This is a genomic window from Microbacterium sp. (assembly GCF_049650565.1).
In the GTDB taxonomy this organism is placed as follows: Bacteria; Actinomycetota; Actinomycetes; order Actinomycetales; family Microbacteriaceae; genus Microbacterium.
This window is the reverse complement of sequence record NZ_JBASAK010000011.1, coordinates 1-25,418: the sequence shown is the minus strand read 5'-3', so window position 1 is coordinate 25,418 and position 25,418 is coordinate 1. Positions and strand designations below refer to the sequence as shown.

At 69.1% G+C, this 25,418-nt stretch carries 29 protein-coding genes and 1 tRNA gene; 13 read left to right on the top strand and 17 right to left on the bottom strand.

Features of this window, described 5'->3' with window-relative positions:
• Positions 1-2 precede the first annotated feature (2 nt).
• From WA967_RS01770 to corA, 3 genes are all read left to right on the top strand, one after another.
• Complete coding sequence (locus WA967_RS01770; protein ID WP_424419186.1) at positions 3-593, top strand: hypothetical protein; 591 nt, start codon at positions 3-5, stop codon at positions 591-593.
• 121 nt (positions 594-714) lie between these two features.
• On the top strand, positions 715-1,287 hold the full coding sequence (locus WA967_RS01765) for a copper resistance CopC family protein (RefSeq protein WP_424419185.1): 573 nt from the start codon (positions 715-717) through the stop codon (positions 1,285-1,287).
• Between the two features lie 58 nt (positions 1,288-1,345).
• Positions 1,346-2,362, top strand: a complete 1,017-nt coding sequence (gene corA / locus WA967_RS01760; RefSeq protein ID WP_424419184.1) for a magnesium/cobalt transporter CorA — start codon at positions 1,346-1,348, stop codon at positions 2,360-2,362.
• A 2-nt stretch (positions 2,363-2,364) separates the two neighbouring features.
• Here the strand turns inward: corA and WA967_RS01755 are convergent, their stop codons facing one another.
• A complete protein-coding gene (locus WA967_RS01755; protein WP_424419183.1) occupies positions 2,365-3,432 on the bottom strand; it encodes a YeiH family protein in 1,068 nt (355 codons plus the stop codon).
• A 76-nt stretch (positions 3,433-3,508) separates the two neighbouring features.
• On the opposite strand from WA967_RS01755, the gene WA967_RS01750 reads away from it, so the two are divergent.
• Both WA967_RS01750 and WA967_RS01745 read left to right on the top strand, forming a co-directional pair.
• Positions 3,509-4,435, top strand: a complete 927-nt coding sequence (locus tag WA967_RS01750; RefSeq protein ID WP_424419182.1) for a LysR family transcriptional regulator — start codon at positions 3,509-3,511, stop codon at positions 4,433-4,435.
• 45 nt (positions 4,436-4,480) lie between these two features.
• Complete coding sequence (locus tag WA967_RS01745) at positions 4,481-5,254, top strand: aspartate dehydrogenase domain-containing protein (protein WP_424419181.1); 774 nt, start codon at positions 4,481-4,483, stop codon at positions 5,252-5,254.
• Between the two features lie 33 nt (positions 5,255-5,287).
• On the opposite strand, the gene WA967_RS01740 is transcribed toward WA967_RS01745, so the two are convergent.
• The 3 genes from WA967_RS01740 to WA967_RS01730 form a co-directional block, all read right to left on the bottom strand.
• Entirely contained in the window at positions 5,288-5,905 is a 618-nt protein-coding gene (locus WA967_RS01740) for a hypothetical protein (protein ID WP_424419180.1), read from the bottom strand.
• A 164-nt stretch (positions 5,906-6,069) separates the two neighbouring features.
• A complete protein-coding gene (locus WA967_RS01735; RefSeq protein WP_424419179.1) occupies positions 6,070-6,528 on the bottom strand; it encodes a phage tail protein in 459 nt (152 codons plus the stop codon).
• A 405-nt stretch (positions 6,529-6,933) separates the two neighbouring features.
• Positions 6,934-7,494, bottom strand: coding sequence for a hypothetical protein (locus WA967_RS01730; protein WP_424419178.1), 561 nt, complete (start codon positions 7,492-7,494; stop codon positions 6,934-6,936).
• A gap of 396 nt (positions 7,495-7,890) precedes the next feature.
• On the opposite strand from WA967_RS01730, the gene WA967_RS01725 reads away from it, so the two are divergent.
• The gene (locus WA967_RS01725) at positions 7,891-9,339 is read left to right on the top strand and encodes a tyrosine-type recombinase/integrase (protein ID WP_424419177.1); all 1,449 of its coding nucleotides are present in this window, start codon (positions 7,891-7,893) and stop codon (positions 9,337-9,339) included.
• An 829-nt stretch (positions 9,340-10,168) separates the two neighbouring features.
• Here WA967_RS01725 and WA967_RS01720 read toward each other — a convergent pair.
• The 9 genes from WA967_RS01720 to WA967_RS01680 all read right to left on the bottom strand — a co-directional run bounded on the left by WA967_RS01720 (position 10,169) and on the right by WA967_RS01680 (position 15,695).
• Complete coding sequence (locus tag WA967_RS01720; RefSeq protein ID WP_424419176.1) at positions 10,169-11,362, bottom strand: hypothetical protein; 1,194 nt, start codon at positions 11,360-11,362, stop codon at positions 10,169-10,171.
• Positions 11,363-11,367: 5 nt separating this feature from the next.
• Complete coding sequence (locus tag WA967_RS01715; RefSeq protein WP_424419175.1) at positions 11,368-12,141, bottom strand: bifunctional DNA primase/polymerase; 774 nt, start codon at positions 12,139-12,141, stop codon at positions 11,368-11,370.
• Entirely contained in the window at positions 12,125-12,343 is a 219-nt protein-coding gene (locus WA967_RS01710) for a hypothetical protein (protein ID WP_424419174.1), read from the bottom strand. Before WA967_RS01710 ends, WA967_RS01715 begins: the two co-directional genes overlap by 17 nt.
• Positions 12,340-12,633: a hypothetical protein gene (locus tag WA967_RS01705; RefSeq protein ID WP_424419173.1), complete on the bottom strand. Its 294-nt coding sequence runs from the start codon at positions 12,631-12,633 to the stop codon at positions 12,340-12,342. Before WA967_RS01705 ends, WA967_RS01710 begins: the two co-directional genes overlap by 4 nt.
• Complete coding sequence (locus WA967_RS01700; protein WP_424419172.1) at positions 12,630-12,836, bottom strand: helix-turn-helix domain-containing protein; 207 nt, start codon at positions 12,834-12,836, stop codon at positions 12,630-12,632. Before WA967_RS01700 ends, WA967_RS01705 begins: the two co-directional genes overlap by 4 nt.
• 183 nt (positions 12,837-13,019) lie before the next feature.
• On the bottom strand, positions 13,020-13,499 hold the full coding sequence (locus WA967_RS01695; RefSeq protein ID WP_424419171.1) for a hypothetical protein: 480 nt from the start codon (positions 13,497-13,499) through the stop codon (positions 13,020-13,022).
• Positions 13,500-13,785: 286 nt separating this feature from the next.
• Positions 13,786-15,165: a tyrosine-type recombinase/integrase gene (locus WA967_RS01690; RefSeq protein WP_424419170.1), complete on the bottom strand. Its 1,380-nt coding sequence runs from the start codon at positions 15,163-15,165 to the stop codon at positions 13,786-13,788.
• Positions 15,162-15,503 (bottom strand): hypothetical protein, encoded by a 342-nt coding sequence (locus tag WA967_RS01685; RefSeq protein ID WP_424419169.1) that lies wholly within the window; start codon positions 15,501-15,503, stop codon positions 15,162-15,164. The genes WA967_RS01690 and WA967_RS01685 overlap by 4 nt, the downstream gene beginning before the upstream one ends.
• A 118-nt stretch (positions 15,504-15,621) precedes the next feature.
• A tRNA-Gly gene (locus WA967_RS01680) sits at positions 15,622-15,695 on the bottom strand.
• A gap of 326 nt (positions 15,696-16,021) precedes the next feature.
• Here WA967_RS01680 and WA967_RS01675 point away from each other — a divergent pair.
• The 4 genes from WA967_RS01675 (at position 16,022) to WA967_RS01660 (ending at position 20,086) form a co-directional block, all read left to right on the top strand.
• Positions 16,022-16,966, top strand: a complete 945-nt coding sequence (locus tag WA967_RS01675) for an ABC transporter ATP-binding protein (RefSeq protein ID WP_424419168.1) — start codon at positions 16,022-16,024, stop codon at positions 16,964-16,966.
• Positions 16,963-17,772, top strand: a complete 810-nt coding sequence (locus tag WA967_RS01670) for an ABC transporter permease (protein WP_424419167.1) — start codon at positions 16,963-16,965, stop codon at positions 17,770-17,772. The genes WA967_RS01675 and WA967_RS01670 overlap by 4 nt, the downstream gene beginning before the upstream one ends.
• Before the next feature lie 203 nt (positions 17,773-17,975).
• Positions 17,976-19,427 carry a sensor histidine kinase gene (locus tag WA967_RS01665; protein ID WP_424419166.1) on the top strand — a complete coding sequence of 484 codons (1,452 nt, stop codon included), beginning with the start codon at positions 17,976-17,978 and terminating at the stop codon, positions 19,425-19,427.
• Entirely contained in the window at positions 19,424-20,086 is a 663-nt protein-coding gene (locus WA967_RS01660) for a response regulator (RefSeq protein WP_424419165.1), read from the top strand. Before WA967_RS01665 ends, WA967_RS01660 begins: the two co-directional genes overlap by 4 nt.
• A 49-nt stretch (positions 20,087-20,135) precedes the next feature.
• On the opposite strand, the gene WA967_RS01655 is transcribed toward WA967_RS01660, so the two are convergent.
• From WA967_RS01655 to WA967_RS01645, 3 genes are read right to left on the bottom strand one after another with little or no spacing between them, the layout of a single operon-like run.
• Entirely contained in the window at positions 20,136-21,365 is a 1,230-nt protein-coding gene (locus WA967_RS01655) for a sensor histidine kinase (RefSeq protein WP_424419164.1), read from the bottom strand.
• Complete coding sequence (locus WA967_RS01650; RefSeq protein ID WP_424419163.1) at positions 21,358-22,080, bottom strand: response regulator transcription factor; 723 nt, start codon at positions 22,078-22,080, stop codon at positions 21,358-21,360. The genes WA967_RS01655 and WA967_RS01650 overlap by 8 nt, the downstream gene beginning before the upstream one ends.
• Before the next feature lie 50 nt (positions 22,081-22,130).
• The gene (locus WA967_RS01645) at positions 22,131-22,313 is read right to left on the bottom strand and encodes a hypothetical protein (RefSeq protein ID WP_424419162.1); all 183 of its coding nucleotides are present in this window, start codon (positions 22,311-22,313) and stop codon (positions 22,131-22,133) included.
• Positions 22,314-22,545: 232 nt separating this feature from the next.
• On the opposite strand from WA967_RS01645, the gene dcd reads away from it, so the two are divergent.
• The 3 genes from dcd (at position 22,546) to WA967_RS01630 (ending at position 25,124) form a co-directional block, all read left to right on the top strand.
• Positions 22,546-23,151, top strand: a complete 606-nt coding sequence (dcd, locus tag WA967_RS01640; protein ID WP_424419161.1) for a dCTP deaminase — start codon at positions 22,546-22,548, stop codon at positions 23,149-23,151.
• Between the two features lies 1 nt (position 23,152).
• Positions 23,153-23,848, top strand: a complete 696-nt coding sequence (locus WA967_RS01635; protein ID WP_424419160.1) for a hypothetical protein — start codon at positions 23,153-23,155, stop codon at positions 23,846-23,848.
• A gap of 76 nt (positions 23,849-23,924) precedes the next feature.
• Complete coding sequence (locus WA967_RS01630) at positions 23,925-25,124, top strand: MFS transporter (RefSeq protein WP_424419159.1); 1,200 nt, start codon at positions 23,925-23,927, stop codon at positions 25,122-25,124.
• Positions 25,125-25,188: 64 nt separating this feature from the next.
• Here WA967_RS01630 and WA967_RS01625 read toward each other — a convergent pair.
• Positions 25,189-25,418: helix-turn-helix transcriptional regulator (locus tag WA967_RS01625; protein ID WP_424419158.1), on the bottom strand; the 230-nt coding region annotated here is incomplete at its 5' end.

Here is a 25,418-nt window from a genome sequence, read left to right as displayed (position 1 = left end):
GGGTGCGTCCCTCCCGGAGAACCCCGCTGCTGCGCGGGTTCATCGGCGCCAGCGTCGCGACGTTCGTCGCTCTGGCATCGCACGTCTTCTCCGGCGGCGGGATGCCCGGGATGCTGGGCATCGCCGTCCCCTGGCTGCTGTCGCTGACGGTCTGCACGCTGCTGGCCGGCCGCCGGCTCTCGCTGCCTCGGCTCGGCGCATCGGTGCTGGTTTCCCAGCTGCTCTTCCACGGCCTGTTCGTCCTCGGGGCGATCACGCCGCGCGGCGTGATCGCCCCGCATGTGCACGAGGCCCTGCCGATCGTGTTCTCCGACGCACCCGCGCTCGTGCCGCAGGACGCGGGGATGTGGATCGGGCACGGCATCGCCGCGCTCGTGACGATCGGCCTGCTGCACCGGGGCGAGCTCACCCTGCACACGCTGCTGACGGTCGCACGCGCCGTGGCAGCGTGGTTCTCCCGGGCCGTCCCGCTGGCGCTGCCTGCGCTCCAGGCCGAACCCGTCAGCATCCGCTGGGCGATGATCCGCGCACCGCGCAGGCGTGAGGCGCACCTGTTCGTGCTGCGATGGCGAGGACCTCCTCGTCTGGTCTGATCCCCTGATGCCGGGGCCGCACTCGCGGCCCCGGCATCCGCCGCACCCGCGGCACTGCGGCGCGCACGCGCGCCGACACAGACGCAGAAGCCGCACCGCGGCATCCGAAGAGAGGTTTCCCATGTTCCGCATCCGCACCGCACTGGCAGGGGCCGTCGTGGCCGCCGCCGCCGTCCTGATGGTCGCTGCCCCGGCATCCGCGCACGACCAGCTGGTCTCCAGCACCCCCGCAGCAGGATCGGAGGTGACCACGGTTCCTGAGCAGGTGGTGCTGACGTTCTCGAACAACGTGCTGTCGCTCTCCGACAACAGCGGCACCGCCATGACCGTCGTCGGCGCCGACGGAAAGGACTGGGTCGGCGGCGATCCGACGATCCTGGCCGACACGGTGACCGTCCCCCTCAAGCCGGGGATGCCGAACGGCGCCTACGACGTGACCTGGAAGATCGTCTCCAGCGACGGCCACCCCACGTCGGGCGAGTACACGTTCACGGTCGCCGCGACCGACCCCGCCCCCGTGTCGAGCACTGCGCCGAGCGCGAGTGATTCGCCCAGCACGACCCCGTCGCAGATCCCCGCTCCGGCGCCCTCGCAGACCAGCGCGCTGCAGTGGCCGCTGCTGATCGGCCTGGGCGTCGTGCTGCTGATCGCCGTCATCCTGGTGATCGTGTTCGCCGCGCGCAAGAAGCGCTGACGCCGGGCTTCCCTGTTCCCGGTCCGTCGGCTGATACCGTCGGGCCGGGAGGTGCCGCATGGCCATCATCGACAACGGGATCTACGTGGACGGCGTCCGCACCGAGAACCCGGCCAGCCTGAACGAGACGTTCGAGCTGATGCGCTCCCGCGGCGGCATGGGCTGGATCGGCCTGTACCGGCCCGGTGAGCCGGAGCTGCACGAGGTCGCCACCGAGTTCGGGCTGCACGAGCTGGCGGTGGAGGACGCCCTCACCGGCCATCAGCGCCCCAAGATCGAGCGGTACGGCGAGCACCTGTTCGTCGTGCTGCGCCCCGCCCGGTACCTGGATGCCGAAGAGGAACTCGAGTTCGGCGAAGTGCACGTCTTCGTCGGGCCGGACTTCGTGGTCACCGTCCGGCATGCCGAGGCCCCGAACCTGGCCCGGGTGCGGCACCGCCTCGAGTCCGATCCCGAACTGCTCGCCCGAGGGCCGGAGGCCGTGCTGTACGCCATCCTCGATGAGGTGGTGGACCAGTACGCCCCGGTGCTGGCGGGGCTGGAGAACGACATCGACGAGATCGAGAGCCAGCTGTTCGTGGAGGATGTGGATGCCACGCAGCGCATCTACGAGCTGGGCCGCGAGGTGATCGACTTCCAGCGGGCCGTGCAGCCGCTGACCGCGATGGTGGAGGCGCTGCTGCGCGGCGGCACGAAGTACGACGTGGATGAGGAGCTGCAGCGGCTCCTGCGCGATGTGCACGACCACACGATCCGCATCGCCGAGCGCGCGGGGAGCTTCCGCACCATCCTGGACAACGCCCTGACCGTGGCATCCACCATCGTCGCCCGGCGGCAGAACGACGAGATGAGGCGGATGACCGAGGAGAGCATCCGCCAGGGCGATCAGATGAAGAAGATCTCCAGCTGGGCGGCCATCCTGTTCGCGCCCACGCTGATCGGCGCCATCTACGGCATGAACTTCCGCGTCATGCCCGAGCTGCACTGGACCTTCGGCTATCCCATGGCGATCCTGGGGATGGTCGCGTTCGGCGGAGTCCTCTACGCGGTGTTCAAGCGCAAGGGCTGGCTGTAGCGTCAGGCGCCGAGCGCGCCGGTCACTGCGATGGTGGCCAGTGAGGTGAGCGTGACGAGGATCCACAGCATCCCGCCCAGCGCCAGCGGGCGCCAGCCGGCGCGACGCAGCGCGGGGATGTCGGTGGACAGGCCGATTCCGGCCAGCGCCATGGCGATGAGGAACACGCTGGCGCGCACGAGGAACTCGCGTGGGGCGGGTGGGATGACTCCCGACGAGTTGACGACTGCGACGATCACGAACCCGATCAGGAACCACGGCACGAGCTTCGCGATGCGGCGACCGGTGAGGCGCTGCCCCGCGGCATCCCTCTTCGCCTCGTAGATCGACAGGCCGATGCTGATGGGGATGATCATCAGGGTGCGCACGAGCTTGACGACCACCGCGTAGCCGAGGGCGGCGGTGCTGAAGACGCCTGCGGCGGCGACCACCGAGCTGGTGTCGTTGACGGCCGTTCCCGCGAACAGGCCGAAGGTGTGCGGGTCCATCGCGAGCGCGTGGCCGATGAGGGGGAAGATCAGCACCGCGAGGATGTTGAACAGGAAGATCGTCGACACCGCGTAGGCGATCTCGGCGCTGGCCGCGCCGACCACCGGGGCGACGGCGGCGATCGCGGATGCCCCGCAGATGCCCGTGCCCACGCCGATCAGAGTGGTCAGGCGGCGCTCGGTGCGCAGCATCCGTCCCAGCAGCCAGGCGCCGGTCAGGCACACGGTGAGGGTGGTGAGCATGATGGGCAGCGACTCCAGGCCGACCTTCGCGATGGCGCCGATCGACAGCTGCACGCCCAGCACCACCACCGCCAGTTGGAGCAGGAACTTGCCCGAGTAGCTGATGCCGGGCTGGATGCGGGTGTTCAGCTGCTCCCGCCCCGCCATGATCCGCGGGCGGATCAATGACAGCAGCACGCCGATGATGATGGCCGGCACCGCCGAGCCCAGCACGGGGATCACGGCGCCGATGCCCGTGGAGACCAGCGCGATGGCGGCGGTGATCAGCACGCCGGGGAGCACGTCGACGCCTCTGCTCGTGAGCCGTGCGGGCAGGGTGTGGACGGGGGCGAGCTGCATGATTCCAGCCTGTCACCCTGGCGGAATCGCGGTAGATGGATGACGTCGATAGGGGTACAGAGGCAGACTGTAGGGTGTGACGACGATCGAGGATCCGGATGTCGGCCTGCTGAGGCTGCTCGTGGCGGCGGTGAGGCAGGGTTCGATCTCGGCGGCAGCGCGCGAGTGCGGGGTGACTCAGCAGACGGCATCCGCCAGGCTGCGAGGACTCGAGCAGCGGCTGGGGCTGGAGCTGCTGCTGCGCTCGCCGCGAGGCGTGACGGCGACGGCGGCGGGCGAAGCTGCGGCGTCGTGGGCGGAGGATGTGCTGGCAGCATCCGACAGATTCCGCGCCGGCGTCGACACGCTGCGCGGGCGGCGCAGCCGCTCGTTGACGGTCGCCGCCAGTCAGACCGTCGCCGCGCACCTGCTGCCGGGATGGCTGGTCGCGCTGCGCGAGCAGCAGATGCGCGACGGGCGCGCGCCCACGCAGGTACGGATGCTGAACGCCAACAGCCTCGAGGTCGAGGAGCTGGTGCGCGGGGGCGCAGCCGACCTGGGCTTCATCGAGTCGACGTCGGTGCCGGACGGGCTGTCCACCACAGCCGTGTGCCCGGACGCGCTCGCGGTGGTGGTCGCTCCGGGGCACGCGTGGGCGTCGCGTTCGTCAGTGCCGATTCTCGAGGTGGCGCGGACGCCGCTGGTGGTGCGCGAAGAGGGCAGTGGCACGCGGCGCACCTGGGAGGATGCCGTGCTCTCGATCATCGGTTCTGCTCCTGCGGAGCCGGTCGCCGTGCTGTCGACCTCCGCCGCCGTCAGATCGGCGGTCGCCGACGGACTCGGCCCCGCTGTGCTCTCGGGGCTGGCCGTGGCCGATGACGTGCGGCTGGGCCGGCTGATCGAGGTGCCGCTGGACGGCGAGCCCGTGCAGCGGATGATCACGGCGCTGTGGCGGGGCGGTCGGCGAGATCTGTCGGCGGTCAGTCGTGAGCTGCTCGAGGTGGCGGTGCGGCTGCGGGGGTGACGGCGCGGCTGCCGGGGTGACGGCTGGCGACGTAGGCTCGAGGTCATGACTGCTCTGCGGGTGGGATTCCTCGGTGACGGGCACATCAACGGGGTGCTGCGCAGGGCCGTGGAGGCCTCGCGGTCCTACGAGGTGGTCGGGTCATACGGGCGGGACGATGTCCTGCCGGATCACGCGGATGTCGACGTGATCGTCGAGGCGGCCACGCAGCAGGCCGTGCGCGAGCGCGTGCCGGGCCTGCTGGAGGCCGGCGTCGACGTCATCCTGCTCTCCGTCGGGGCGCTCGCCGATCCCGGGCTGCGCTCACGCCTGCACTCGGCGACGCCCGGCCGACTGATCGCCTGCACAGGCGCCATCGGCGGCCTGGACCAGGTGCGGGCGCTGCGCGCTGCCGGCCCGCTGAGTGAGGTGTCGATCGAGAGCCGGAAGCTGCCGGCATCCCTCATCCAATCCTGGATGCCCGACGGACTCAAGGACGACCTGCGCACGCGGTCGACCGAGCTCGTGCTGGCCGACGGGCCCGCCGGCGACGTGGCGCAGCGATTCCCGGCATCCGCCAACGTCGCCGCTGCTCTCGCGCTGGCAGCGGATGCCTGGGGACTCGCGACCGCGCGGGTGGTGGCGGACCCGGCCGCCGTGCGCACCCGGCACGAGATCCACGCCGTCGGCGAACTGGGTGAGGTACGGACCGTGGTGGTCAACACGCCGTCGAGCGAGCGTCCGCGATCCAGCGCCCTGGTGGCGTGGGCCGCGCTGCGCGCGCTCGACGACTATGCGCGGCTGCGCGGGTTCGATCCGGAGGGCGTCGCGTTCCTCTGATCCAGTGCTGTGGTGAACCACGTGGATTCGGGGTCAGAGGAGCGTCATCGGCACCAGCATCCGCAACAGCTCCGTGACGCCCATGATCAGCACCAGTGGCGCGAGATAGAACGTTAGGAGGATAGTCCACCATGGGCCTCCTACGGTCCGCTGGCCGATCGCCCGCAAAGTGCGCTCCACCCAACGCACACCGATTCGACTCAGCCGTCGTTTGTACCACCAGTCGACGGCCGAGAGCCGACGACGGGAACCGAGCCGGATGAGATCGATCGCAGTCCACAGCCAGAACACATATGCCGCTCCCGCGACGAGCGTCAGCAGGACGTTCCACAGTTGCCCCATCAGGTTGGTGAGTCCGCTGTTCGTCGCCCAGTACTCACCTCCGAGAGTGATCATTGTCGTGAGAAGAAGACCACCGAAGAATCCCAGGAATACAACGACGATGCGCGATAGTCCTACGAGATGACGACCCAGCACCGAGGTCTCGGTGAGTGGCTTCGGCGGAATGAGAACTGCCGCTACGCAGACATGAACTGCGACGACCGCTAATGACGCAACGGCCGCGAAGGTCATGAGCACGATCCCGATGACTTCAATGGGGCTCGGGTCGGTGAAGGCAATGGTCGGCAAAGCGCGGTCGAGAGGCTGCACATAGCAAGTATGATCGCCCCCAGGGACATTCAATCCACAGGGGTTCACACGGGCAGCGCGTGCTGCTGGCTGCGTCTTGACCGACTACGACGAGATCGCTCAGCTCGCCGTCATCGCGGAGAAGGTGAACGCGCGTCTGGAGTCGCTGGAGCAACCCGACGGCGTCAGTACTCGCCCTTGATCACGAAGAACGAGCCGCGGATCGTGCCCGCGAGCTTGGACTTCTGACGGGCGAACTTGAAGGCGCCGAGCTCGTCGGGCACCTCCATACCGTCGGACAGCTTGAAGCCGACCGCGTGCTTGCCGCCGTCGGCCAGCTCGTAGAGCACGTTGATCGCCAGACCCGACTCGTAGAACACGTACGCCCAGCGGATGCCCGGAACCGGCGGCTCCGCGACCTCGAGCGCGAGGGAGGAGACCACGATGCCGCGTTCGTCGGCGAGGATCCTCGTGACCCAGGCCAGCGTGTCGGTGCCCGAGGCGGGTTCGGTGGTGAAGTCGATGTCGTACTTGTTGTGGAAGTACCGTGCCTCATTCGCACGCAGGCCGGCGAGAGCGTCGGCGACGGGCGAGGACTCCAGGCCCACGGCGGAGACGGTGGTGAAATCGACGACGTACGACATGGGGATCACGCTATACCGGCGGGGCGCGCAGATGTGCGGAACCAGGATCGATCCGTGACCTGGCTACGATCCCGCAGTTCATCCCGCACGGCACCTGCGGCACCAGATCGCGGGAGCGACTCCGCCTCGCTGCGGAACACAGTGGCGGGATCAGCCTCCGCCGCCTTCTGTGCCTCGCAGCGAAGAGTTGAGACTCCCCCGATGAATCCCTGGCCCGAGCCTTCGCGCACTGTGAGCGGACTGCTGGAGGGGCTGATCGATGGTCGCAGAGTCCGCAAGTACTCCTCGGAACGGACGACGGTCGTGATCAGGGAGAGTGCATCGGCGCTGCGAAGGTGACTGGCCGGGAAGGTCTTGGTGGGGAGGCTGACAGGTGCGTGAAGGCGGCCTTCTCCGCCCGACCGTTTAGTCGATATGTGGGAGCCACCTGGCTGTGGGGTCAGGTCGGAGGACGAGCACGTCTCCGGGTTCGAGGCCACGGTAGGTGGGCCGGGATCGCAGCGGTTCGAAACCGGTGTTGTAGCTGATGATGCTGTAGTAATCGCGGAAGCAGAAGCGCGGGTAGATCAGGTCGTACACGTCGCCGGGCGCGACTGTATAGCTGACGATGTCGCCCGCCCCGTTTCGATTCACGGTGCCTTCCGCGAACTTGCGCGGTCCGAGGTCGACGAGCTCGCCTTCGAGGATTCCGACGGCAGGTCCACCGTCGGGGTTGTAGCGGAAACCGTCCTGCTCTCCGTCCTGCAGCAGCGAGATCTTCGGGCGCGGTGACGGGCACGGGTCCTTCGGCGTTTCAACCGGCGCCGGCGTGGGCGACGGTTCCGCGGCGGGTGTCGTTTCGACCGCCGCGGGCTTCGTCGCCGGCTCGGATGCCGTGGTGCCGCCCGTGGCGGTGCACCCGGCGAGCACTGTCGCAGCGAGCATCGTGAGGGCGAGTGCGACGGTGAGCTTGGCTGTGGTCGGCATGGGCTGAGTTTAGGCGCAGCACTAATCGATCCGACGATGAGCGCAGGGACACCCCAGGTCTTCGTGGCCCGCAGGTCTGAGGATTTCGGCGCGTCAGTCTCATATGACTTGAGAACGTCTCAACCAGCTTGAGAACTCACAAGGTCGTAGATGTCACATGTGGAGGGGCTGACGGGAATCGAACCCGCGCTGTCTGCTTGGGAATCTGTTCCAGACCCTCTCGGTGAGCCGCGTCATTACGCGGAAACCCGTGATCAGACGCGCTTTCACCTTAACATCCGTTGTCGCCTATTGACAACCATTGTCAGGGGCGGAGTCCACGCGAGTCCACGAAATGGACTCGCCCCGCTCTCACGCGTTAAGGTCGCGGCACCCAAACCAATCGAAAGGTGCACGATGACCGGGCAGGCGATTTCACGAGACTGGGCAGACTCTCTGGAGCGTTACGAGGTGCATGCGGGCGGGCGGATCAGCCCGACGACGCTACGAGTCAGAATGGGCCTGCTGCACAAGCTCGCCGGGGATCTCGGCGGCGCGCCGGCATCCGTTCAGCCAGAAGACTTCGCGCAGTGGCTCGCGGGGCTGACGTGCTCGCGTGCCAGCACGGGAAACTACGTGCTGGCGGCTCGTGCGTTCTACGGATGGGCAGTGCGCGCCGGAGTCGCGGAAGAATCGCCCGTGCCAGTGGCGACACCGGTTGCCGAGCGGCATCGCGTCTACACGCTGGATGCGCGCTGGGCGGACGCCGTCGCCGGATTCGAGCGCGCAGAGGTCGCCGCACACCGTGCAACGGCGACCATGCGGCGCAGGCTCCAGCAGGTGCGCCGGTTCGCGGCGACTATCGGCATCGGCCCGTGGCATGTGCAGGCAGACGACTACGGCGCGTGGCTCGCGCGTCAGGACGTTTCCGATTCGCGCCGCGCGTCGATGCGTGATGCGCTGCGCGCGTTCTACGGGTGGGCAGTGCGCGCGGGGCGAGTAGGCGAAGATCCCACCGCCACGCTAGACCGCCGCGCGATTCAGCTCGGCGTTCCGCCCGCATGGGATGCGGAGATCCGCGCGTGGCGTCGGATGCTGATTGGATCCGGCGCGGCATCCACGACCGTGCGGACGCGCACCGAACACTTGGAGCAGTTCGCCCGCGCGCACCGTTCGGCAGACCCGTACGCGCTCACGACGGATGACGTATTCGACTACATGGCAGGGCACCGCTGGGCACGTGAGACTAGGCGAGGGCATCGCGTGACCATCCGCGCGTTTTATCGATGGGCCGTCGCGAGCGGGCGGACGGCGGAGGATCCCACCGCGCTAATGCCCCGCGTCAAGGCGGGCGATCCGAGTCGGACGCCCGCGACGGATGCCGAGTATCAGGCTGCGCTCAGCGCCACGACGGATGAGCGGTTCAGGCTCGGGCTGCGGCTCGCGTGCGAACTCGGCATGCGGCGGGGCGAGGTCGCGCAGGCACACGCCAGCGACATGCGCGACGACGCGAACGGCGCACCATGGCTGACCGTCCACGGCAAGGGCGGCAAGGTGCGGCGGCTCCCCGTGCCGGACAACCTCGCGGCCGCGATCCGCCGCGCAGGCGATGGCTACCTATTGCCCTCGGTGGGCGGTGGTCATCTCACGCCCCGCTACATCGGCAAGCGGGTGAGCAGGTTACTTCCGCCCGGCGTCACGATGCACGCGCTGCGGCACGCATTCGCCACCCGAACCTACAACGTCAACCGCGACGTGTTCGCGGTGCAACGGCTACTTGGGCACGCATCCGCCGCGACCACACAACGCTATGTGCAGGTTGGCGATGACAGCCTGCGCGCGCTGGTAGAGGCGGCGGCACGATGAGCAGCACGCACGAACAGTTTGACTGCCCTGTGCCATGGTGCTGCGGCAACATCTGGGAGCATGGCGGCGACGGACTGAGCGGGCCTGAGAATTGGCTGCATTCCAGCGAAGCGGTGCCCCTCAGCGAGACACTACGCGCAGTACTTACGCGCGCCGGGAGCGGCCCCGCATCGTGGCACGTCTACGTCACAGGGCCGGATCAGGCGGTGAGCGTTGACGCCCCCGACGCTGAACAGGTCGCCCTCACGCTGGAGGATGCCGCCAGGCGGCTCCGAGCAGTCGCGCAGCAGCTCGGCACACCCGCACTGGGGTGCTGAGGCGCACTGTCAGCCTGAGTCGATACCGAATGCCACGATTGTCAATCTGAGAGGCAATATCGACAGAGATTGGTTGATATGTCGAATATTTCAGGTCTGATCTGGTGAAAATGAAAACTGGGGCGGGGTGTCCTGGGGTGATCCCTCAGAAAAACCGGCCTGCCCGTGTCGTCGCTGCGGTTGCCACCCGCCACACCGCCACACCGCCACATCGCCACATCTGATCACGTAATGTGACTCTGATCAGGTATTTATATATCAATGGGAGGTGGCGATGCGATGCCACACGCACCGCCACACTTCCGGGGATGAGATGCCGCGCACTGCCGGGCTAACTGAGACTGACCATACGGCTCGCGTATGGTCAGTCTCAGTTAGAGCCAGGAGGGATGCGAGGGGAGCGCGCCTTGATGCTCATCGTGAGAGGGCGTGATCTAACCGCTTAGTAGATACACCACCCCCCTTTCCCCCCTATCAGGAACTCTCGGTGATAGCGAGGTTAGCACATGCTGTCACCCCATCGTGAACCGCCCTTCGTGAATCATCGCCGTGAGCGCGTTGCCTTGCGCGCGCGAGAGCCTGCGGCGGGCCTCCTGCGCGCTCAGCCCCTCGGCTTGCAGCGCGTGCATTCGTGCTACCGCTCGGGCTTCGAGCTGCGCCCGCTGATCCTCCACCGGGGCCGCTAGCGCATCCTGCACGGCTTCGCGCGTCTGGAGAGACTGCGCGATGAATGCCCCGGCTAGTTCCCAATCCTCAAGGATCAGCACGGCGCGGCCTGCGAGGTTCGCGAACGCGATAGCGAGTATCGCCCGGTTGAGCAGTAGGCGGCTGTCTACCGGCTCCCGCTCGCCACGGTGCGCCGCCCTGGTGTCCGCCTCGTGTGCCGCGTCCATGGCGGGCAGAGCATCCACGAACCGCACCCCGTTATCCCATTGCGTGAGCGGGACGGCTACCCGCTCGGTCGGCTGCGCCGGGATCGGCAGGTGCGCAATCGTGGGATCCTCCACCAGCGCATAGACGAACCGCGCGCCCAGACCGCCCGCGATGGATTCCTCGCTCAGCAGAGGCGCTGCACGGGACGGTTGAACAGCGACCGTGACCACGGCACGATAGCTGCGCGCGGGGATCGTGAGGCCGTCGCCCTTCGAGTTCTGCCCGCCCAGTCGCTCCCCGGAGGTAAGGGACTTGATTGCATCCGAGATCGTAGAACCGGTGCGCGCGGCTTGTGCCCCGAGCTGGCCTACTTCGTCATAGTGCAGGGACACGGCGTGATCGTGCCGACGCCACACCAGTGCGGCCGCGCCGTCGTCGCCCTTCTCCATCCAGCCCAGCAGCGCGGGGATGCCCTCGCCGCTGCGCACGCTCTCTGGCTCGGGGGCGTCCGCCCCTTGAAACTCCAGCGCGTATGCGACCCCATGAAACAGGGTCGATTTGCCCGCGCCGGAGGATCCCACTAGCGCGACGGCGAGATTCAGGGGCGACCCCTCGGGGTGCTGTGCCGAGCGGTACAGCACCCCGTGAGGGATGGTGAGCAGGGACTCCAGCAGGGCAATCGCCAGCATGCCCCACGGTGAGGCAATTCGCCGCCTCGCTTCCCACTGGAGCGCTACCAGCTCGGGCCGATCCGTGCTCCACAGGATCCCCGGCGACGGCAGAGGCTCTACCGTCGCCGGAGCTGCGGGAACAGACGGGATCTCGGGCGGCATGTCTGTCACGATGCCCGGCCCTGCGTGCGGCGGGCGCTGGCTATGGTCGCTGCCGCCTCGCGCTCGGACAGGCCCGCGACTACGGCGGCACCTTCGAGCAGGTCGAATGTCTCGGCAGGATGCCCGTCGCGCAGCGCCTCACAGCACGCCCAGAACAACCGGCCGTTGCGGGTGCCCTCGGGTGCCTGTTCCACGTATCTCGCGAGGTATGCGGCCTTCTGGGCGAGCACGTCAGCTACGGGGCCGCTGCGAGCTGCGCGCGGCATCCGCGCAGTGCGGGCAGGCTCGGGGCGCAGCAGCTCCACCAGCGGCGCTGGCAGATGTGCAGGCGTGTCGCCCTCCCATCGGTACGGCATCCCTGTCGCCGGGTGCAGGCTCGGCGGCGCGACGACATACCCCGTGTTGGTCTTCACATCGATCCCGGATCCGGGCAGCCGGCGCGACGACACGGGGCCGCCCGGATGCCTGAACCACAGGTGACGCCCGCCCGTCCCGCGCCCGGAATGCGTGGTCAGGGTCGGAGGGAGCCACCCTCCCGCCGCCTCGGTCAGCGCGTCGAGACTTCCGTTGTTCTGCGGGTCGATATCGAGCACCAGCAGCGAGGACGGCACGCGAATGCCGGCGTTGTGCGGTACGCCGTCGGCCCACCAGCGCGCTATCTGTGCCGGGTCGGTTGTGGCATCCTTCACCCCATGGGCGGTCGTCGGGATCTTCCCGCGCAAGGGGAGCACCTGCCAGCCGCCCTGAGCGAGTGCGAGTGCGTCAGAGAGTGTCGGCACAGCACACCCCCTCAGCGCGGCGGCGCTCGGCCAGTTCGACTGAGGCCGCGTAATCCTCCACATCGTTGAGGATGATTGCCGCGCGAGGATCCTCACGTCGCAGGGCGCGGCATTCGGCTAACAGCTCACCCTCACGCCGTAGTGCGGCGTCGATCAGGCTGGTTTCCGGGCAGATACGGCAGGGCACCGGCGCGGCGTTCACAGCACGCCCCCCACTGCGTTGACGCGCACCAGGTACGCAATCCCCGCGCGGATCTCGCGGCGGGAGAGTCGGAGAGGCGCAATCGCCCGCGCGTCGAGCTGATCGAACGCGATGCCGACACGGCGTGAGCAGTGCCCCTGGCGAATGTCCGCCTGAACAGGCGCGGTGAACGCCGGGTACGCTGCGGCGACAAGTCGCCCAGTGAGGGGCGCATTACTCGGCAGAGCGATGGGGATGCCTCGGAGCGCCTGCGGGCGAATGAACCACTGGGGCGTGGCTGTCGCGGTCATCGTGTCACCGCCTCGCGGGTGTGAGCTGCGAGGTAGGCATCCAGATCGGTGCGGCGCACGCGGATGCGCTGACCAATCTTGATGACGGGGATTGCATGGCAGTGGACAAGATCTCTCACTCCGCGCTCGGAGATCGACAGGTAGGCGGCGATCTCCGGGACGGTGAGCAGATCGGGGGTGATGGTGGTTACTACGGTGGTCACGATGGTTTCCCTTGCGTGACGCTGGGGACGGCGCAGAGTGCCTGCGCCTAGTGGTAGGCGCGGCGAGGGCGGCGCGCGGCGGTGGGCCGCGCGGGCCGATCTACTCTCGGGAGATCAGCCGGGGTGCCTGGAGCGGCGAACCGGCGCGCTATGCAGCGTCGGTAGGGATGTGTGCGGTTCGCGCTATGCCAGGCAGGCGACCGCTGGGGCGCGTGGGGTGACCGGGCGGAGGACGTGCATCGACAGCCGATGCAGGATCTGCGGCACCAGGGCTAGCAGGCGTGCGGCGAGGTTCGCCGCTGTGGCGGTAGCATCGGCGCTTTGTGTCTCCGTGGTGTCTGCGCGTGCGGCGCGAGCTGCGCGCACGGCTTCCCATTCGGTGAACTGTGCCACTGTCAGGGCGGCGGCATCGCGGATGCCTGCGATATCAGCGTCCACACTCGCCGCGAGATCGGCTCCGAGCTGCGCGAGTTCGGGACGTGTGTACCGGTGCATCTGCCGGTGGAATGCTTCGAGTCGAAGCGCATCTACTGCGCTCAGCATCTCCTCAACTTCGGCATCCTGAGCCACGTCGAGCGCGCGGAGATCTGGGCGAGTGGGGATCTCGGGCGCACGCGAGAACGCACGACGAATGCTGCGTGCAATCGTGAGCAGGGCATCCACAGGGCTTTCCTCTCGTGCTCGGATCCGGGGCCGGTGATGGCGTTCGCCGTTTGTGTCTGTATGTCGGTGGGAGTGTACGTCTGGGGTCAGACATTGACAGCTAATGACGGCTACCGCAAGTGACACGCCGATGCCATGCGCGGGGGTATAAGGCCCGTTCTGCCGCATATTTCCGGGCGTCTTATGCGCGGAAATGTCAGGCAAGACCTGACACCGGAATGCCACACGCAAAGCGAGAGCACCCCACGGCGCATGCGCGCGTGGGGTGCTCTCAGCGGTGTTGCGTTCACACCGCTTTCAGGCGCGGGACGCTTGTTGATGCCTCGGCGTAGAGCAGATCCAAGTTGCGTGCGAGCACGGCATCCGAGTCGTCTCCGGCGTGCGCATAGATCTGTGCGGCGCGCATGGTCGTGCGCCCAAGCCTCTTCTGGACATCGGGGACGGACGCGCCAGCCCGATAAGCGAGGGTCGCGCCAGTGTGGCGCAGATCATGCCAGCGCAGATCCTCTCGGCCCACGACCTTGCGGGCAGCACGGTAGTGGCGGGAAAGCGTTGCGTTAGACACCGGCCCGCCTTCGGCGGTGGCAAACAACAGCGCGTCGGGATCGCCAGGCACGCGCTCGGCCATGTGCTCGGCAAGCTGCGCGACCACGAACGCGGGCAGGCGCACAGTGCGGCGGCTTCCCGCTGTTTTGGTCTTGCCGAACCGGATCGGCTGACCGGGCACGGCTTCTAGCGCGCGCTCCACGCGCACTGCCCCAGTAGCGAGGTCAATGTGACGGCGGGCGAGGGCGAACAGCTCCCCGAAGCGCAGCCCGCTCCACGCGGCCAGCGTGACGGCGGCGGCGTACTGGGGCGGCATGTGCGCGGCAATCTGGGCGACCTCGGCGGGGGTCGCAGTCGGGCGCTCTTTGTGAGCAACTTGCCCTGCACCCCGGATCTGGCACGGGTTGGCGGTGAGCAGGGCATCTGTGACAGCGGTTGAGAGGATCGCGCGCAGCACGCGATACGCCTGCGCTGTGGTTGTCTCGCCTGCCGACTCCAGCGGCACGACGGTCGCCAGGGGCTTGCGGGCGGGCTGTGGCTCCCCGGCTTCGCGCCACGCCTTCATGACGGCGGGGCTGATCCTGCCCACGGCGGCAACGGGCATGCCCTTGCTGCGCGCCCAGACGCGGGCCGGGTGCTCGCCGCGCTCGTGCTCGCGGGCGAGCTGGCGGGATGCCGACGCCCGGGCATCGGCGTACACGCCTGCACGCCACGCGCGCACGGTCGCCGGCGTGAGGTCGGCGACGTACATCGTGCCCAGCTCCACGCCCCGGGATCCGGCCTGCATGCCGACGCGCGGGAGGATCCACCGATCCAGGTTGCGACGGTACAGGTCGCGCGTGCGCGGGGCGAGGTCGGGCCGCGCGGCGAGCCAGTCGGCGGCGTAGTCGGCCAGCGTCACGCGCCCGGCATCCGGGTCGCGCCAGACGCCCCGGGCGCGGTCGGCGAACTCAGCGGCGAGCCACGCATCCGCCTCGCCATGCGTGGCGAACGTGCGCGGGGCGGTGAACTTGCGACCGTCGCGGCGGTAGAACGCCCGGTAGCGGCCTGAGGGGAGCGCTTCGACCGTCCCGAGCCGGTTCGGCGCGCGGCGCGCTGCCGACTTGACGCGGCGAGTCATCGCGCGTCCTCGCCCTCAGGGTGCAGCTCAGCGAAGCCGATGCCGTGATCGGCACGGCGGCTGATGGGGTCGCGCAGCTCGGGGAGCTGGGCGGCGGGGATGCCGAGCGCATCCGCGACGGCGGCGCGGGCGGCGCGCAGCGCGTCGTGCTTGTCATGAAACGCCCACTCCGCGCTGTTGCTGTAGGCGTCATCGCGAGCTGATCGCGCAGCCGCGTACGTGTCGATCAGCTCGAGAATTGCCAGCGGTTGCGGGGCCGGGCTGGCGGCGCGCAGCGCGGCCAATCCTGCCTGCGAGGAGATGCCGGAGTGGGGGTGAGGGTGTGCAGAGGATGCCATGTTCTGGCCTCTCATTTCGGCCCGTGAGTCCACGGGAGTCCATGAGAGGGTCTGAACTCGCTCTCAATCCAACCACCAGCACGGCCCGGAAAATACGCTCTGACCGGGTGTTACTTAGTGGAGGGGCTGACGGGAATCGAACCCGCGCTGTCTGCTTGGGAAGCAGAAGTTCTGCCATTGAACTACAGCCCCGTTGCGCCTGAAGACGCCTGGCAAGCATAACAAACCCCGGGGGTGCGAATGCCACGACCCTTCGACAGGCTCAGGGACCCAGGATGTGCTCACGGACCCAGGATGTGCTCAAGGACGCGGGATGAGCTCAGGGACCCAGGATGTGCTCAAGGACGCAGGGCGAGCTCAGAGAAGCAGTGCGAGCTCAGAGAAGCAGTGCGAGCTCAGAGAAGCAGGGCGAGCTCAGGGGGCCAGTACGCGCATGGCACCAAAGTGCCACAGGTGCCGCACAGGATCATCCCGCGGACGGACGCGCCAGCGGCATCCGTCGAAATAGCGTCGAAGGCATGATCACAGCAGAGGGCCTCGGGAAGAGGTACGGAGACAAGATCGCGGTGGACGGGATCTCGTTCACGGTGCGTCAGGGGAGCGTCACGGGATTCCTCGGGCCCAACGGCGCAGGCAAGTCCACCACCATGCGCATGATCGTGGGGCTGGACCGTCCGACCACCGGCCGCGTGACCATCAACGGCAAGGACTACCGGCAGCTGACCTCGCCGCTGACCGAGGTCGGTGCGCTGCTCGACGCGAAGGCGGTCCACATCGGCCGAAGCGCCCGCAATCACCTGCGCGCCCTGGCCGCCACGCACGGCATCCCGAACTCCCGCGTCGACGAGGTCATCGACATCACCGGCATCGGCTCCGTCGCGCGCAAGCGCGCCGGCGGCTTCTCGCTCGGTATGGGCCAGCGCCTCGGCATCGCGGCGGCCCTGCTCGGCGACCCGCACACGCTCATCCTCGACGAGCCCGTCAACGGCCTCGACCCCGAGGGCGTGCGCTGGGTGCGCGAGTTCGTGCGCCACGCAGCATCCGAGGGGCGCACGGTCCTGCTGTCGAGCCACCTGATGAGCGAGATGTCGCAGACCGCCGATCACGTGATCGTGCTCGGCCGCGGCAGGGTGCTCGCCGACGCGCCGCTCAGCGACCTGGTGCGGGCCTGGACCACCGCCCGCGTGCACGTGCGCAGCCCGCGCGCCGCAGAACTGGCGGATGCCGTTGCCGGCCGCGACGTGGAGGTCGTGACCACCGACCAGTTCACCCTCGATGTGACAGGCCTTCCGGCATCCCGCATCGGCGATATCGCCGCGGAGCGCGGCATCGCCGTGCACGAGCTCACCCCCACCAGCGGATCGCTGGAGGACGCCTACCTCGCCCTCACCGGCGACGCCGTCGAATACCGCACCCGCGCCGTCCCGCAGACGGATGCCGCGCTGGAAGGAGCACTCGCATGACCGCCATCCAGGCGCGAGCCACCCACGTCCCTACGCCCGCACGCAACCTGACCTTCGTCCGTCAGCTGCGCAGCGAGTACCTCAAGCTCACCAGCGTGCGCGGCACCTGGTGGTCGGTCGCGATCGTCGCCGTCATCACGATCGGCATCGCCATCCTCGTGACCTCCGTGATCGCGGGGCCGGTCGACAACATCATGATGGCCGTGCTGATGCCGGTGCAGTTCACCATGCTGATCGCCGCCATTCTCGGCGTCATCTCCGTGACCGGCGAGTACTCCACCGGCATGATTCGCTCCACGTTCACCGCCAGCCCCGCGCGCGGCTCCGTGCTGGCGGCGAAGACCGTCGTGCTGGGCGCGTTCATGTTCATCGTCTCTCTGGTCGTCTTCGGTATCGCCGCGGCCGCCATCACACCCATCGCGGCAGGCAAGGACATGCCGGTGGCCTGGACCGATCCCGAGAAGACGATCCTGCCGATCCTCGCCGCCTCCGCGGTGATGGCGCTGTTCGCTCTGCTGGGCGTGGGCCTCGGCTTCCTGCTGCGCTCGGGCGCCGGTGCCATCGCCGTCACCGTCGGCATCGTGTTCATCCTGCCGACGGTGCTCCAGCTGATGGGCATGTGGCTGCACGACCTGACCTGGATCATGGACATGGTCGACTACCTGCCGGCCTCGGTGGCGCCGAACGTGATCATGCCCTCTGACGGTGCGCCGCTGAGCGTGCCGGCGTCCTGGGCGACGCTCGCCGCCTGGCCGGCTGCGGCCCTGCTGGGGTCGTGGGCCGTGCTGCGCGCACGGGACGTGTAGCGGACCCTTCACTTCGTCTCGCTGGCGCTCGCTCAGTACAAGCGACAGGCTCAGGGATCCAGGAGACGGGCTCAGGGATCCATGAGACGGGTTCAGGGACCCAGCAGACAGGCTGAGGGACCGAGGACCCAGGCTCAGCGATCCAGGAGACAGGCGCAGGGCCGATGAGACAGGCCGAGACACCCATAAGTAGAGTCATCAGCGTGTCGAACCCCAGCCGCAGCTCCGCCGTCCCGCGGGACGAGGAGCTGCGGCTGCCGCGTCCGCCCGGTGTGATCAGGCGGTTCTGGGCACGGCATCCGCTGTTCGCCGACATCCTTATCGCCGTGCTGTGCCTGCTCGTCTCCGTGGGCGCCAGCACGATCCCCGCGCCCGGCGCGCCGCCGGCACCGCCCGCCGAGGTGGTCTTCTCGGCGCTGATGGTTACCGGATCCTGCGTGCTGCTGGTCTGGCGGCGCCGCTGGCCGGTCGCGGTCCTGGTCGCGGCGATCGCCACCGACGTGACGCTGCTGTTCGTCATGCGGTCGGCCGGCGCGCCGCTGTTCGCCCTGGCGCTGTACGCCCTCGCGGTGTACCGATCCGTGCGGGCCGCGTGGATCGGCCTGGGCGCGGGCATCGTCATCACCGGCGGACTCGCGTTCGCCTGGTTCGGGTTCGGCGGCATCGACCTCCAGACCGCGGTGAACACGGCGCTCTCGGTGGCCGTGCCCGGCGTGATCGCCGCGCTCATCGGCACCAACGTCGGCAACCGCAAGCGCTACCTCGAAGCGATCATCGACCGTTCCCGGCAGCTTCTGGTGGAGCGCGACCAGCAGGCGCAGCTGGCCGCCGCCGCCGAGCGCGACCGCATCGCCCGCGAGATGCACGACATCGTCTCGCACTCGCTGACCGTCGTGGTGGCGCTCTCCGAAGGCGCCGCCGCGACCGACGACAGGGGCCGTGCCCGCAACGCTTCGATGGCCGCCGCCGCCACCGCCCGCAATGCACTCACCGAGATGCGCTCCATGCTCGGAGTGCTCCGCGATGGCGACGCGGATGCCCCGCTCGCGCCGCTGGAGCCCACCAGCCCTGCCGCCACGGTCGAGGCCGCCCAGCGCGCCGGCTTCCGGGCATCCCTCGCCGTTCGAGGGGAGCCGGATGCCGCTCCCGCGCTGCGCTTCGCCATCGGCCGCATCGTGCAGGAGGGCGTCACCAACGCCATGCGGCACGCACCCACCGCGCACGTCATCGACGTGCGCATCGACTACGACGTGTCGCCGCTGGTCATCGAGATCGTCAACGATGGAGCACCGGATGCCGCCGCCGAGGGCGGCTTCGGGCTGCGAGGGCTCGCCGAGCGGGCCTCGCTGCTGGGCGGGGTGCTGGTCTCGGCGCCGGCCGGCGGCGGGAGATGGATGCTGAGAGCTGAGCTGCCGCACGCTTCGACAGGCTCAGCGACCCAGGGCCCCGACGCTTCGACAGGCTCAGCGAACCGGGCAGAGACAGGGCCAACGGCCCAGGCATCCGCAGCGGCGTCGTCGTCGCCCCCGCTCAGCGCCGCCGCCCCTGCTGGTGGACGAGACTCAGCAGGGGCGAAGACGTCCAGCAGGGGCGGCGAGCAGGACGACGACGGCACAGACATCCAGTCGGGGCGAGCGAAGGGGGAACGACCATGACTGACACCATCCGCGTGCTGCTGGTCGATGACCAGCAGCTGATCCGCATCGGCTTCCGACTGGTGCTCGACGCCGAGGACGACATCGAGGTGGTCGGCGAGGCCGGTGACGGAGCGGATGCCATCGCCCAGGTCGCCACGCAGCATCCGGACGTCGTCCTCATGGACGTGCGGATGCCCGGCATGGACGGCATCGCCGCCACCGCGCAGATCGTGCGGCGGCATCCGGCTGTCCGCGTGCTGGTGCTGACCACCTTCGATCTGGACGAGTACGCGTTCGGCGCCATCCGCGCGGGTGCCAGCGGCTTCCTGCTGAAGGATGCCCGGCGCGCCGAGCTCGTCTCGGCCGTGCGCGCCGTGCATCGCGGCGACGGCGCGCTCGCGCCCCGTGCCACCAGGGCACTGTTGGATCACCTGGCGCCGCACCTCGGCCACCCGGCGCCCGCGGCGCCGGCATCCGATCCACTGGCAGAGCTGACTGACCGGGAGCGCGACGTGTTCAGCGCCATCGCGCAGGGGCTCAGCAACACCGAGATCGCCCAGCAGCTGTTTCTCAGCGAGTCGACCGTGAAGACGCACGTCGGCCGGGTGCTGCAGAAGCTCGGCGCCCGTGACCGCGTGCACGTGGTGATCCTCGCGTACGAGTGGGGACTGGCCTGAGGCGATCTTGATCCGCCCGCGATCGGCCCCGGGGCCTCGAGCGGCCCGGTCAGCCGCGCGCGAGGAGGATCAGCAGGAACGTGGTGGTCTCGCCGCCGTCCAGCAGCAGGTGACCGCCCAGCGACTCCGCCAGCTCGGCCGACAGCGCCAGTCCGATGCCCTCGCCGGAGGTGGCGGTGCGCTGGTCGGGTCGGCGCTGGAAGATCGCGTTGCCGCTGGGGCGCGGACCCTCGTCGGCGACCTGCGCGGCGACGTACTCCGCGCGCTGCACGGCGGAGACCGTGATCTTGCCGCGGCCGTGCCGGATCGCGTTGTGCAGCAGAACGTCCAGGATCTGCGACGCGGCTGCCGGAACCGCGACCTGCACGGCACCGGGCGATGAGAGCTGAATGCTGCGCCCGGCCTCGTGCGCCGGCTGACTCCACCGTGAGACGGCATCCTGCAGCATGCGATCCAGCGGCTCCGACGCGCCGTCCCCGGCGGTCTCGCCGCGCGCCAGTGCCAGCAGCTGGGTGATGGCATCCGCCAGCCGGTCGATCTCGGTGACGGCGTGCGCCAGCTGATCCCGCACAGCGGGCGGGGTCTCCGGCCAGAGCGACAGATCCTCCAGCTCCAGCCGTACGGCGGTGATCGGCGTGCGCAGCTGATGGGAGGCGTTGGCGGCGAACTCGTGCTCCCGTCGGATGCGGCGCTCAAGCGTCTCCGCACTCTCGCGCAGGGCGTCGTCGATGGCCTGCGCCTCGGGGATGCTCAGCGGCTCGTGCTCCGACGGCACGCTGCTCCGTCCCAGCGCGCGGGCGGTCTCGGCCACCTGCAGGAACGGCCGCGACAGCCGCCGGGCCAGCAGCACGGCGCCGATCACCGAAACCAGCAGCAGGACGGCGCCGGTTGCGATCAGGGGGAGAACCGTCTCGCGCACCTGAACGGCGACTGACGCTGCGGACCGGATGAAGCTCACAGAACCGCCGCCGGGCACCTGCCGCGTGGCGACGATGTCGTTGCCGTCCGCGTCACGCCCGACGGCGATCCGGACGCCGTCGGGGGTGACGTAGCTGATGCCCTCGTCGTCGGCGATCAGCCGCGCGAGGAACTCGGCGTCCACCGGTGCGGTGGCCTGACGCTCAGCGATCACGGACGACACCAGGCGGGCTGTGCGCGCGGCGTCGCGGCTCTCGGAGGAGTGGATCGAGCCGGCGACGATGAAGACGCGCGGCGCACCGTACAGCGCGATGATGATCACCGCCATCGCGACGAACGCGGTGATCAGGCGCTTACGCATCCCTCGCGCCCTCGTCGAGACGGAATCCCACCCCGCGCAGCGTGGTGATCCGCACCGCGGCGCCGGACTCCTCCAGCTTCTGCCGCAGGCGGGCGATCGTCACGTCGAGGGTCTTCGTGGAACCGAACCAGTTCTCGTCCCACACCTCGTCCATCAGCCGCTCGCGCGTCACCACTGCACCTCGGCGGGCATCCAGACGGGAGAGCAGGTCGAACTCCTTGGTGCTCAGCGGAAGCTCGTGACCGCCTGCCAGCGCGCGCCGCGCGTCGACATCGACCACCAGCGCCGTCATCTCGGGCGTCGCGGGTTCGGCATCCGCCTCCCCAGCAGGAGCGGATGCCGTCGATGCGGCCCCCGCGCGCCGCAGCAGCGCCCGCAGGCGGGCCAGCAGCTCCGCCAGGGCGAACGGCTTGGCGATGTAGTCGTCGGCGCCCACATCGAGCCCGACCACCCTGTCCAGCTCGCCGTCGCGAGCGGTGAGGATCACGATGCCCCCGGTGAAGTCCTGCTCGCGCAGGCGTCGGCAGACATCCAGGCCATCCATGTCGGGCAGGCCCAGGTCGAGCACCACCAGATCCACATCGGCATCCGCGCGCTCGAGCGCCGCGGCGCCCTCGGCCACCCGCTCGACCACGTAGCCCTCGCGATCGAGGGTGCGCAGCAGCGGGACCGCGATGCCGTCGTCGTCCTCAACGACCAGGATTCGTCGCCCCACGTGGTCGAGGCTATCAAGGTCGACGTCGAGGCCCGGGTCATCGGCCGGGGTCATCGGAACGCCCCATCCGCCGTGCCGGTCCCGGCGACGGCCTCGTCGGCAGCAGGCACAGCGCGGCGATCAGCGGGTCCAGGGACGAGCATGAGCAGCACGACCCCTGCTGCGACGAGCACGGCGGTGCTGATCAGGGGGGTTTTGATCCTGCGTGTCGTGCCCGCCTTCGTGCTGCTCATGCTCTTCTCCCCTCCGGCCTTCGGGCGACCGGCTGGATGTGATGCGGTCAGGCGGTGACCCGCATCACTGGTTCATGGTGTTCGCGGTGGTCTGAGTGGTGGAGCTTCAGATCATCCCGTGAAGAAGAAGCTATCGAGCCGCGGACAACACGAGATCCACGGCCGGGCAACACCGCGGCCATCGTTCGGACACAGCTCTGCGCCCTGGCAACAGCACCGTTACGCTGAAGACGTGCTTCTCAGCGATCGGGACATCAAGGCAGAACTCGCATCGGGCCGCATCGGCCTCTCGCCGTATGACGAGGAGATGGTGCAGCCCTCCAGCGTGGACGTGCGCCTGGACCGCTATTTCCGGCTGTTCGACAACCACAAGTACCCGTTCATCGACCCGTCGGTCGAGCAGCCCGAGCTGACCAGGCTCATCGAGGTGGCGCCCGATGAGCCGTTCATCCTGCACCCCGGCGAGTTCGCACTGGGCGCCACGTTCGAGCAGGTCTCACTGCCCGACGACGTCGCAGCGCGCCTGGAGGGCAAGTCCTCGCTGGGCCGCCTCGGGCTCATCACGCACTCCACGGCAGGGTTCGTCGACCCCGGCTTCACCGGGCACGTCACGCTGGAGCTCGCCAACGTCGCGACCCTGCCGATCAAGCTGTGGCCGGGTATGAAGATCGGCCAGTTCTGCTTCTTCCGGCTGACCTCGCCCGCCGAGCACGCCTACGGTTCCGGCGCGTACGGCAACCGCTATCAGGGACAGCGCGGCCCCACGGCATCCCGGTCCTACCTGAACTTCCACCGCATGGATGTGAGCACGACAGACGCAGGAGCGATCGGAGGCTGAGATGTCTGATCCCGACGAGGGCGCGCAGGACGTTCCGGAGGGTCCGGATGCCGGATACGCGGGCGCCCCGGATGCCGGGGCTGCTGCGGCTGCGGACGACTCGTCCGCGACCGCCGGCGACGCGCCCGATCCGGAGACTCCGGACGCTGACATCCCCGACCTCGAGATCCCGGAGCTCGAGATCCCGGATGCCGACCCTGCCGATGCCGACGTCCCCGAGCCGGAGATCCCGGATGCCGAGATTCCGGATGCCGAGATCCCCGAGTCGCTGTATGCCGAGCCCGTCATCCCGGATCCGATCATCCCGCCGGCACCCGAGGGGCTGGACGACCTGCTGCCGAAGTCCGAGCCCGGCCTGACGTCGAGGTCGGGGAACCGGTCGAACTGGAGCGCCGACCTGGACCGCCCGCACACCACCCGTGCGGCTCTTCGCGCGGCATCCGCTGGTTCGGCGGTGCCCGAGCAGGCCGTTGCACCGGCATCCGATCCGAACCTGACGGCACCGGACCCCGGTCCGGACGTCGTCCCGCCGGTGACCGGCGCGGCGTCCGGCGGCTACCGCGCGGCCACCGCCGTGATCTACGTCTTCCTGCTGGCACTGCTGGTGGGCGCGATCGTCACCATCGCTGTGCTGCTCGGCAATGGCAGCACCCCGTTCGCCGCTGCCATCGTGCCGATGCTCGGCCTGCGCGTCTGAGCGCTTCCGGACGAATGGTCGGATGCCGCGGACGAGCGGTCGGGCGTGGCATCCGCTCGGCGAGCAGGCTGGAATCATGACCACCACTGCTCCTGTCCCCACCACCGCACACGCTCCGTCGCGCATGCCGTACGGGGCGCTGCTGGCGATGATGGCGATGAGCTTCCTGCTCGTCAGCGCCGAGTTCCTGCCCAACGGAGTGCTCACCGAGATCGCCGCCGAGCTCGGCGTCACGCCCGGGCAGGCCGGGCAGCTGGTGACCGTCACGGCGCTGGCCGGCCTCGTCGTCGCGCCGACCATCGGCCTGGCGCTGCCGAGGCTGGACCGCCGCACCCTGCTGGTCTGGATGGCAGCGCTCGCCGCGATCTCGAACGTGACAGTCGCCCTTGCGCCCAGCCTGGTGCTGATGCTGATCGCTCGCGTGCTGCTGGGCACCGCGATCGCAGGGTTCTGGACGATGTCGATCACGGTCGCGGCGCGCATCGCCGGACAGGAGCGGCTGGGCAGGGCTGTGATGTTCGCCACTGCCGGCGCGTCGCTCGCGACCGTCGCGGGAGTGCCGGTCGGCGTCATGCTCAGCGAGCTGCTGGACTGGCGAGGAGTCTTCGGCATCGCCGCGGCGGCGACCGCGCTGCTGGCGGTCGGGCTGCGCGTGCTGCTGCCGCGGGTGCCCGCCGAGAACGCCGCCCGTCTCTCGGTTCTGATCGAGACGCTGCGGCGACCCGGCATCTCACTGGGCATGGCCGGGCACGTGCTGGTGACCTTCGGGCACGCGCTGGCGTACACCTACATCCGGATCGCCCTGGAGCGGGTCCACGTCGGTGGAGCACCCGTGGATGAGATGACGATCATCGTGCTGCTGGCGGTGTTCGGCATCGGCGGGTTCATCGGCAACCTCGTGATCGGCGTGGGCATCGACCGCACCTACCGGCTGCTGTCGGTGATCGCGCCCCTGGTGATCGCCGCTGCGCTGCTGGTGATCGTCGTGGGCGCGGGCTCGCTGTGGACCGTCGGCGTCGTGACATTCGTGTGGGGCTTCTTCTTCGCCTCGTGGCTGCTGATCGTGAACACCTGGGTGGGGCGCCGGATGCCCGATCGCCTCGAGGCCGGCGGCGGGCTGGTCGTCGTGGGCTTCCAAGCCGCGATCATGCTGGCGGCCGGCGTCGGAGGGATGCTGGTCGATGCTCTCGGCATCGGCCTCGCATACGCGGTCGGAGCGGTCGTGCTCGTGGTGGGCGCGGTGCTGTTCGGATTGTCGAGCCGACGGGCGCGCTGACACGCCGTGCCGGCCGGCATCCGCTGTGCTGGTCTGGATCAGAATCCCATTGCAGGTCGCGGGGTCAGGCGGATGCCGCCAAGCCGCGCGTGCGGAATGCCGAGGGGGTCATGCCGGTGTGGCGGCGGAACGCACGGCTGAAGCCCTCGTCCGAGGCGTAGCCCAGTTCGCGAGAGATCTCGCTCACCCCGCGGCCGTCGATGAGCAGGGCGCGGGCGGCGCGCATCCGCACTTCGGCGACGTACTGCGCGGGCGAGCTGTCGAAGGCGGCGCGGAAGCGCTCGGCGAACACCG

Excerpts from the sequence above, each read along its gene's own strand:
- WA967_RS01765 (WP_424419185.1), top strand. The coding sequence starts at position 715 with ATGTTCCGCATCCGCACCGCACTGGCAGGGGCCGTCGTGGCCGCCGCC.
- corA (WP_424419184.1), top strand. The coding sequence starts at position 1,346 with ATGGCCATCATCGACAACGGGATCTACGTGGACGGCGTCCGCACCGAG.
- WA967_RS01755 (WP_424419183.1), bottom strand. The coding sequence starts at position 3,432 with ATGCAGCTCGCCCCCGTCCACACCCTGCCCGCACGGCTCACGAGCAGA.
- WA967_RS01745 (WP_424419181.1), top strand. The coding sequence starts at position 4,481 with ATGACTGCTCTGCGGGTGGGATTCCTCGGTGACGGGCACATCAACGGG.
- WA967_RS01735 (WP_424419179.1), bottom strand. The coding sequence starts at position 6,528 with ATGTCGTACGTCGTCGATTTCACCACCGTCTCCGCCGTGGGCCTGGAG.
- WA967_RS01730 (WP_424419178.1), bottom strand. The coding sequence starts at position 7,494 with ATGCCGACCACAGCCAAGCTCACCGTCGCACTCGCCCTCACGATGCTC.
- WA967_RS01725 (WP_424419177.1), top strand. The coding sequence starts at position 7,891 with ATGACCGGGCAGGCGATTTCACGAGACTGGGCAGACTCTCTGGAGCGT.
- WA967_RS01720 (WP_424419176.1), bottom strand. The coding sequence starts at position 11,362 with ATGCCGCCCGAGATCCCGTCTGTTCCCGCAGCTCCGGCGACGGTAGAG.
- WA967_RS01705 (WP_424419173.1), bottom strand. The coding sequence starts at position 12,633 with ATGACCGCGACAGCCACGCCCCAGTGGTTCATTCGCCCGCAGGCGCTC.
- WA967_RS01690 (WP_424419170.1), bottom strand. The coding sequence starts at position 15,165 with ATGACTCGCCGCGTCAAGTCGGCAGCGCGCCGCGCGCCGAACCGGCTC.
- WA967_RS01685 (WP_424419169.1), bottom strand. The coding sequence starts at position 15,503 with ATGGCATCCTCTGCACACCCTCACCCCCACTCCGGCATCTCCTCGCAG.
- WA967_RS01675 (WP_424419168.1), top strand. The coding sequence starts at position 16,022 with ATGATCACAGCAGAGGGCCTCGGGAAGAGGTACGGAGACAAGATCGCG.
- WA967_RS01670 (WP_424419167.1), top strand. The coding sequence starts at position 16,963 with ATGACCGCCATCCAGGCGCGAGCCACCCACGTCCCTACGCCCGCACGC.
- WA967_RS01660 (WP_424419165.1), top strand. The coding sequence starts at position 19,424 with ATGACTGACACCATCCGCGTGCTGCTGGTCGATGACCAGCAGCTGATC.
- WA967_RS01655 (WP_424419164.1), bottom strand. The coding sequence starts at position 21,365 with ATGCGTAAGCGCCTGATCACCGCGTTCGTCGCGATGGCGGTGATCATC.
- WA967_RS01645 (WP_424419162.1), bottom strand. The coding sequence starts at position 22,313 with ATGAGCAGCACGAAGGCGGGCACGACACGCAGGATCAAAACCCCCCTG.
- WA967_RS01635 (WP_424419160.1), top strand. The coding sequence starts at position 23,153 with ATGTCTGATCCCGACGAGGGCGCGCAGGACGTTCCGGAGGGTCCGGAT.
- WA967_RS01630 (WP_424419159.1), top strand. The coding sequence starts at position 23,925 with ATGACCACCACTGCTCCTGTCCCCACCACCGCACACGCTCCGTCGCGC.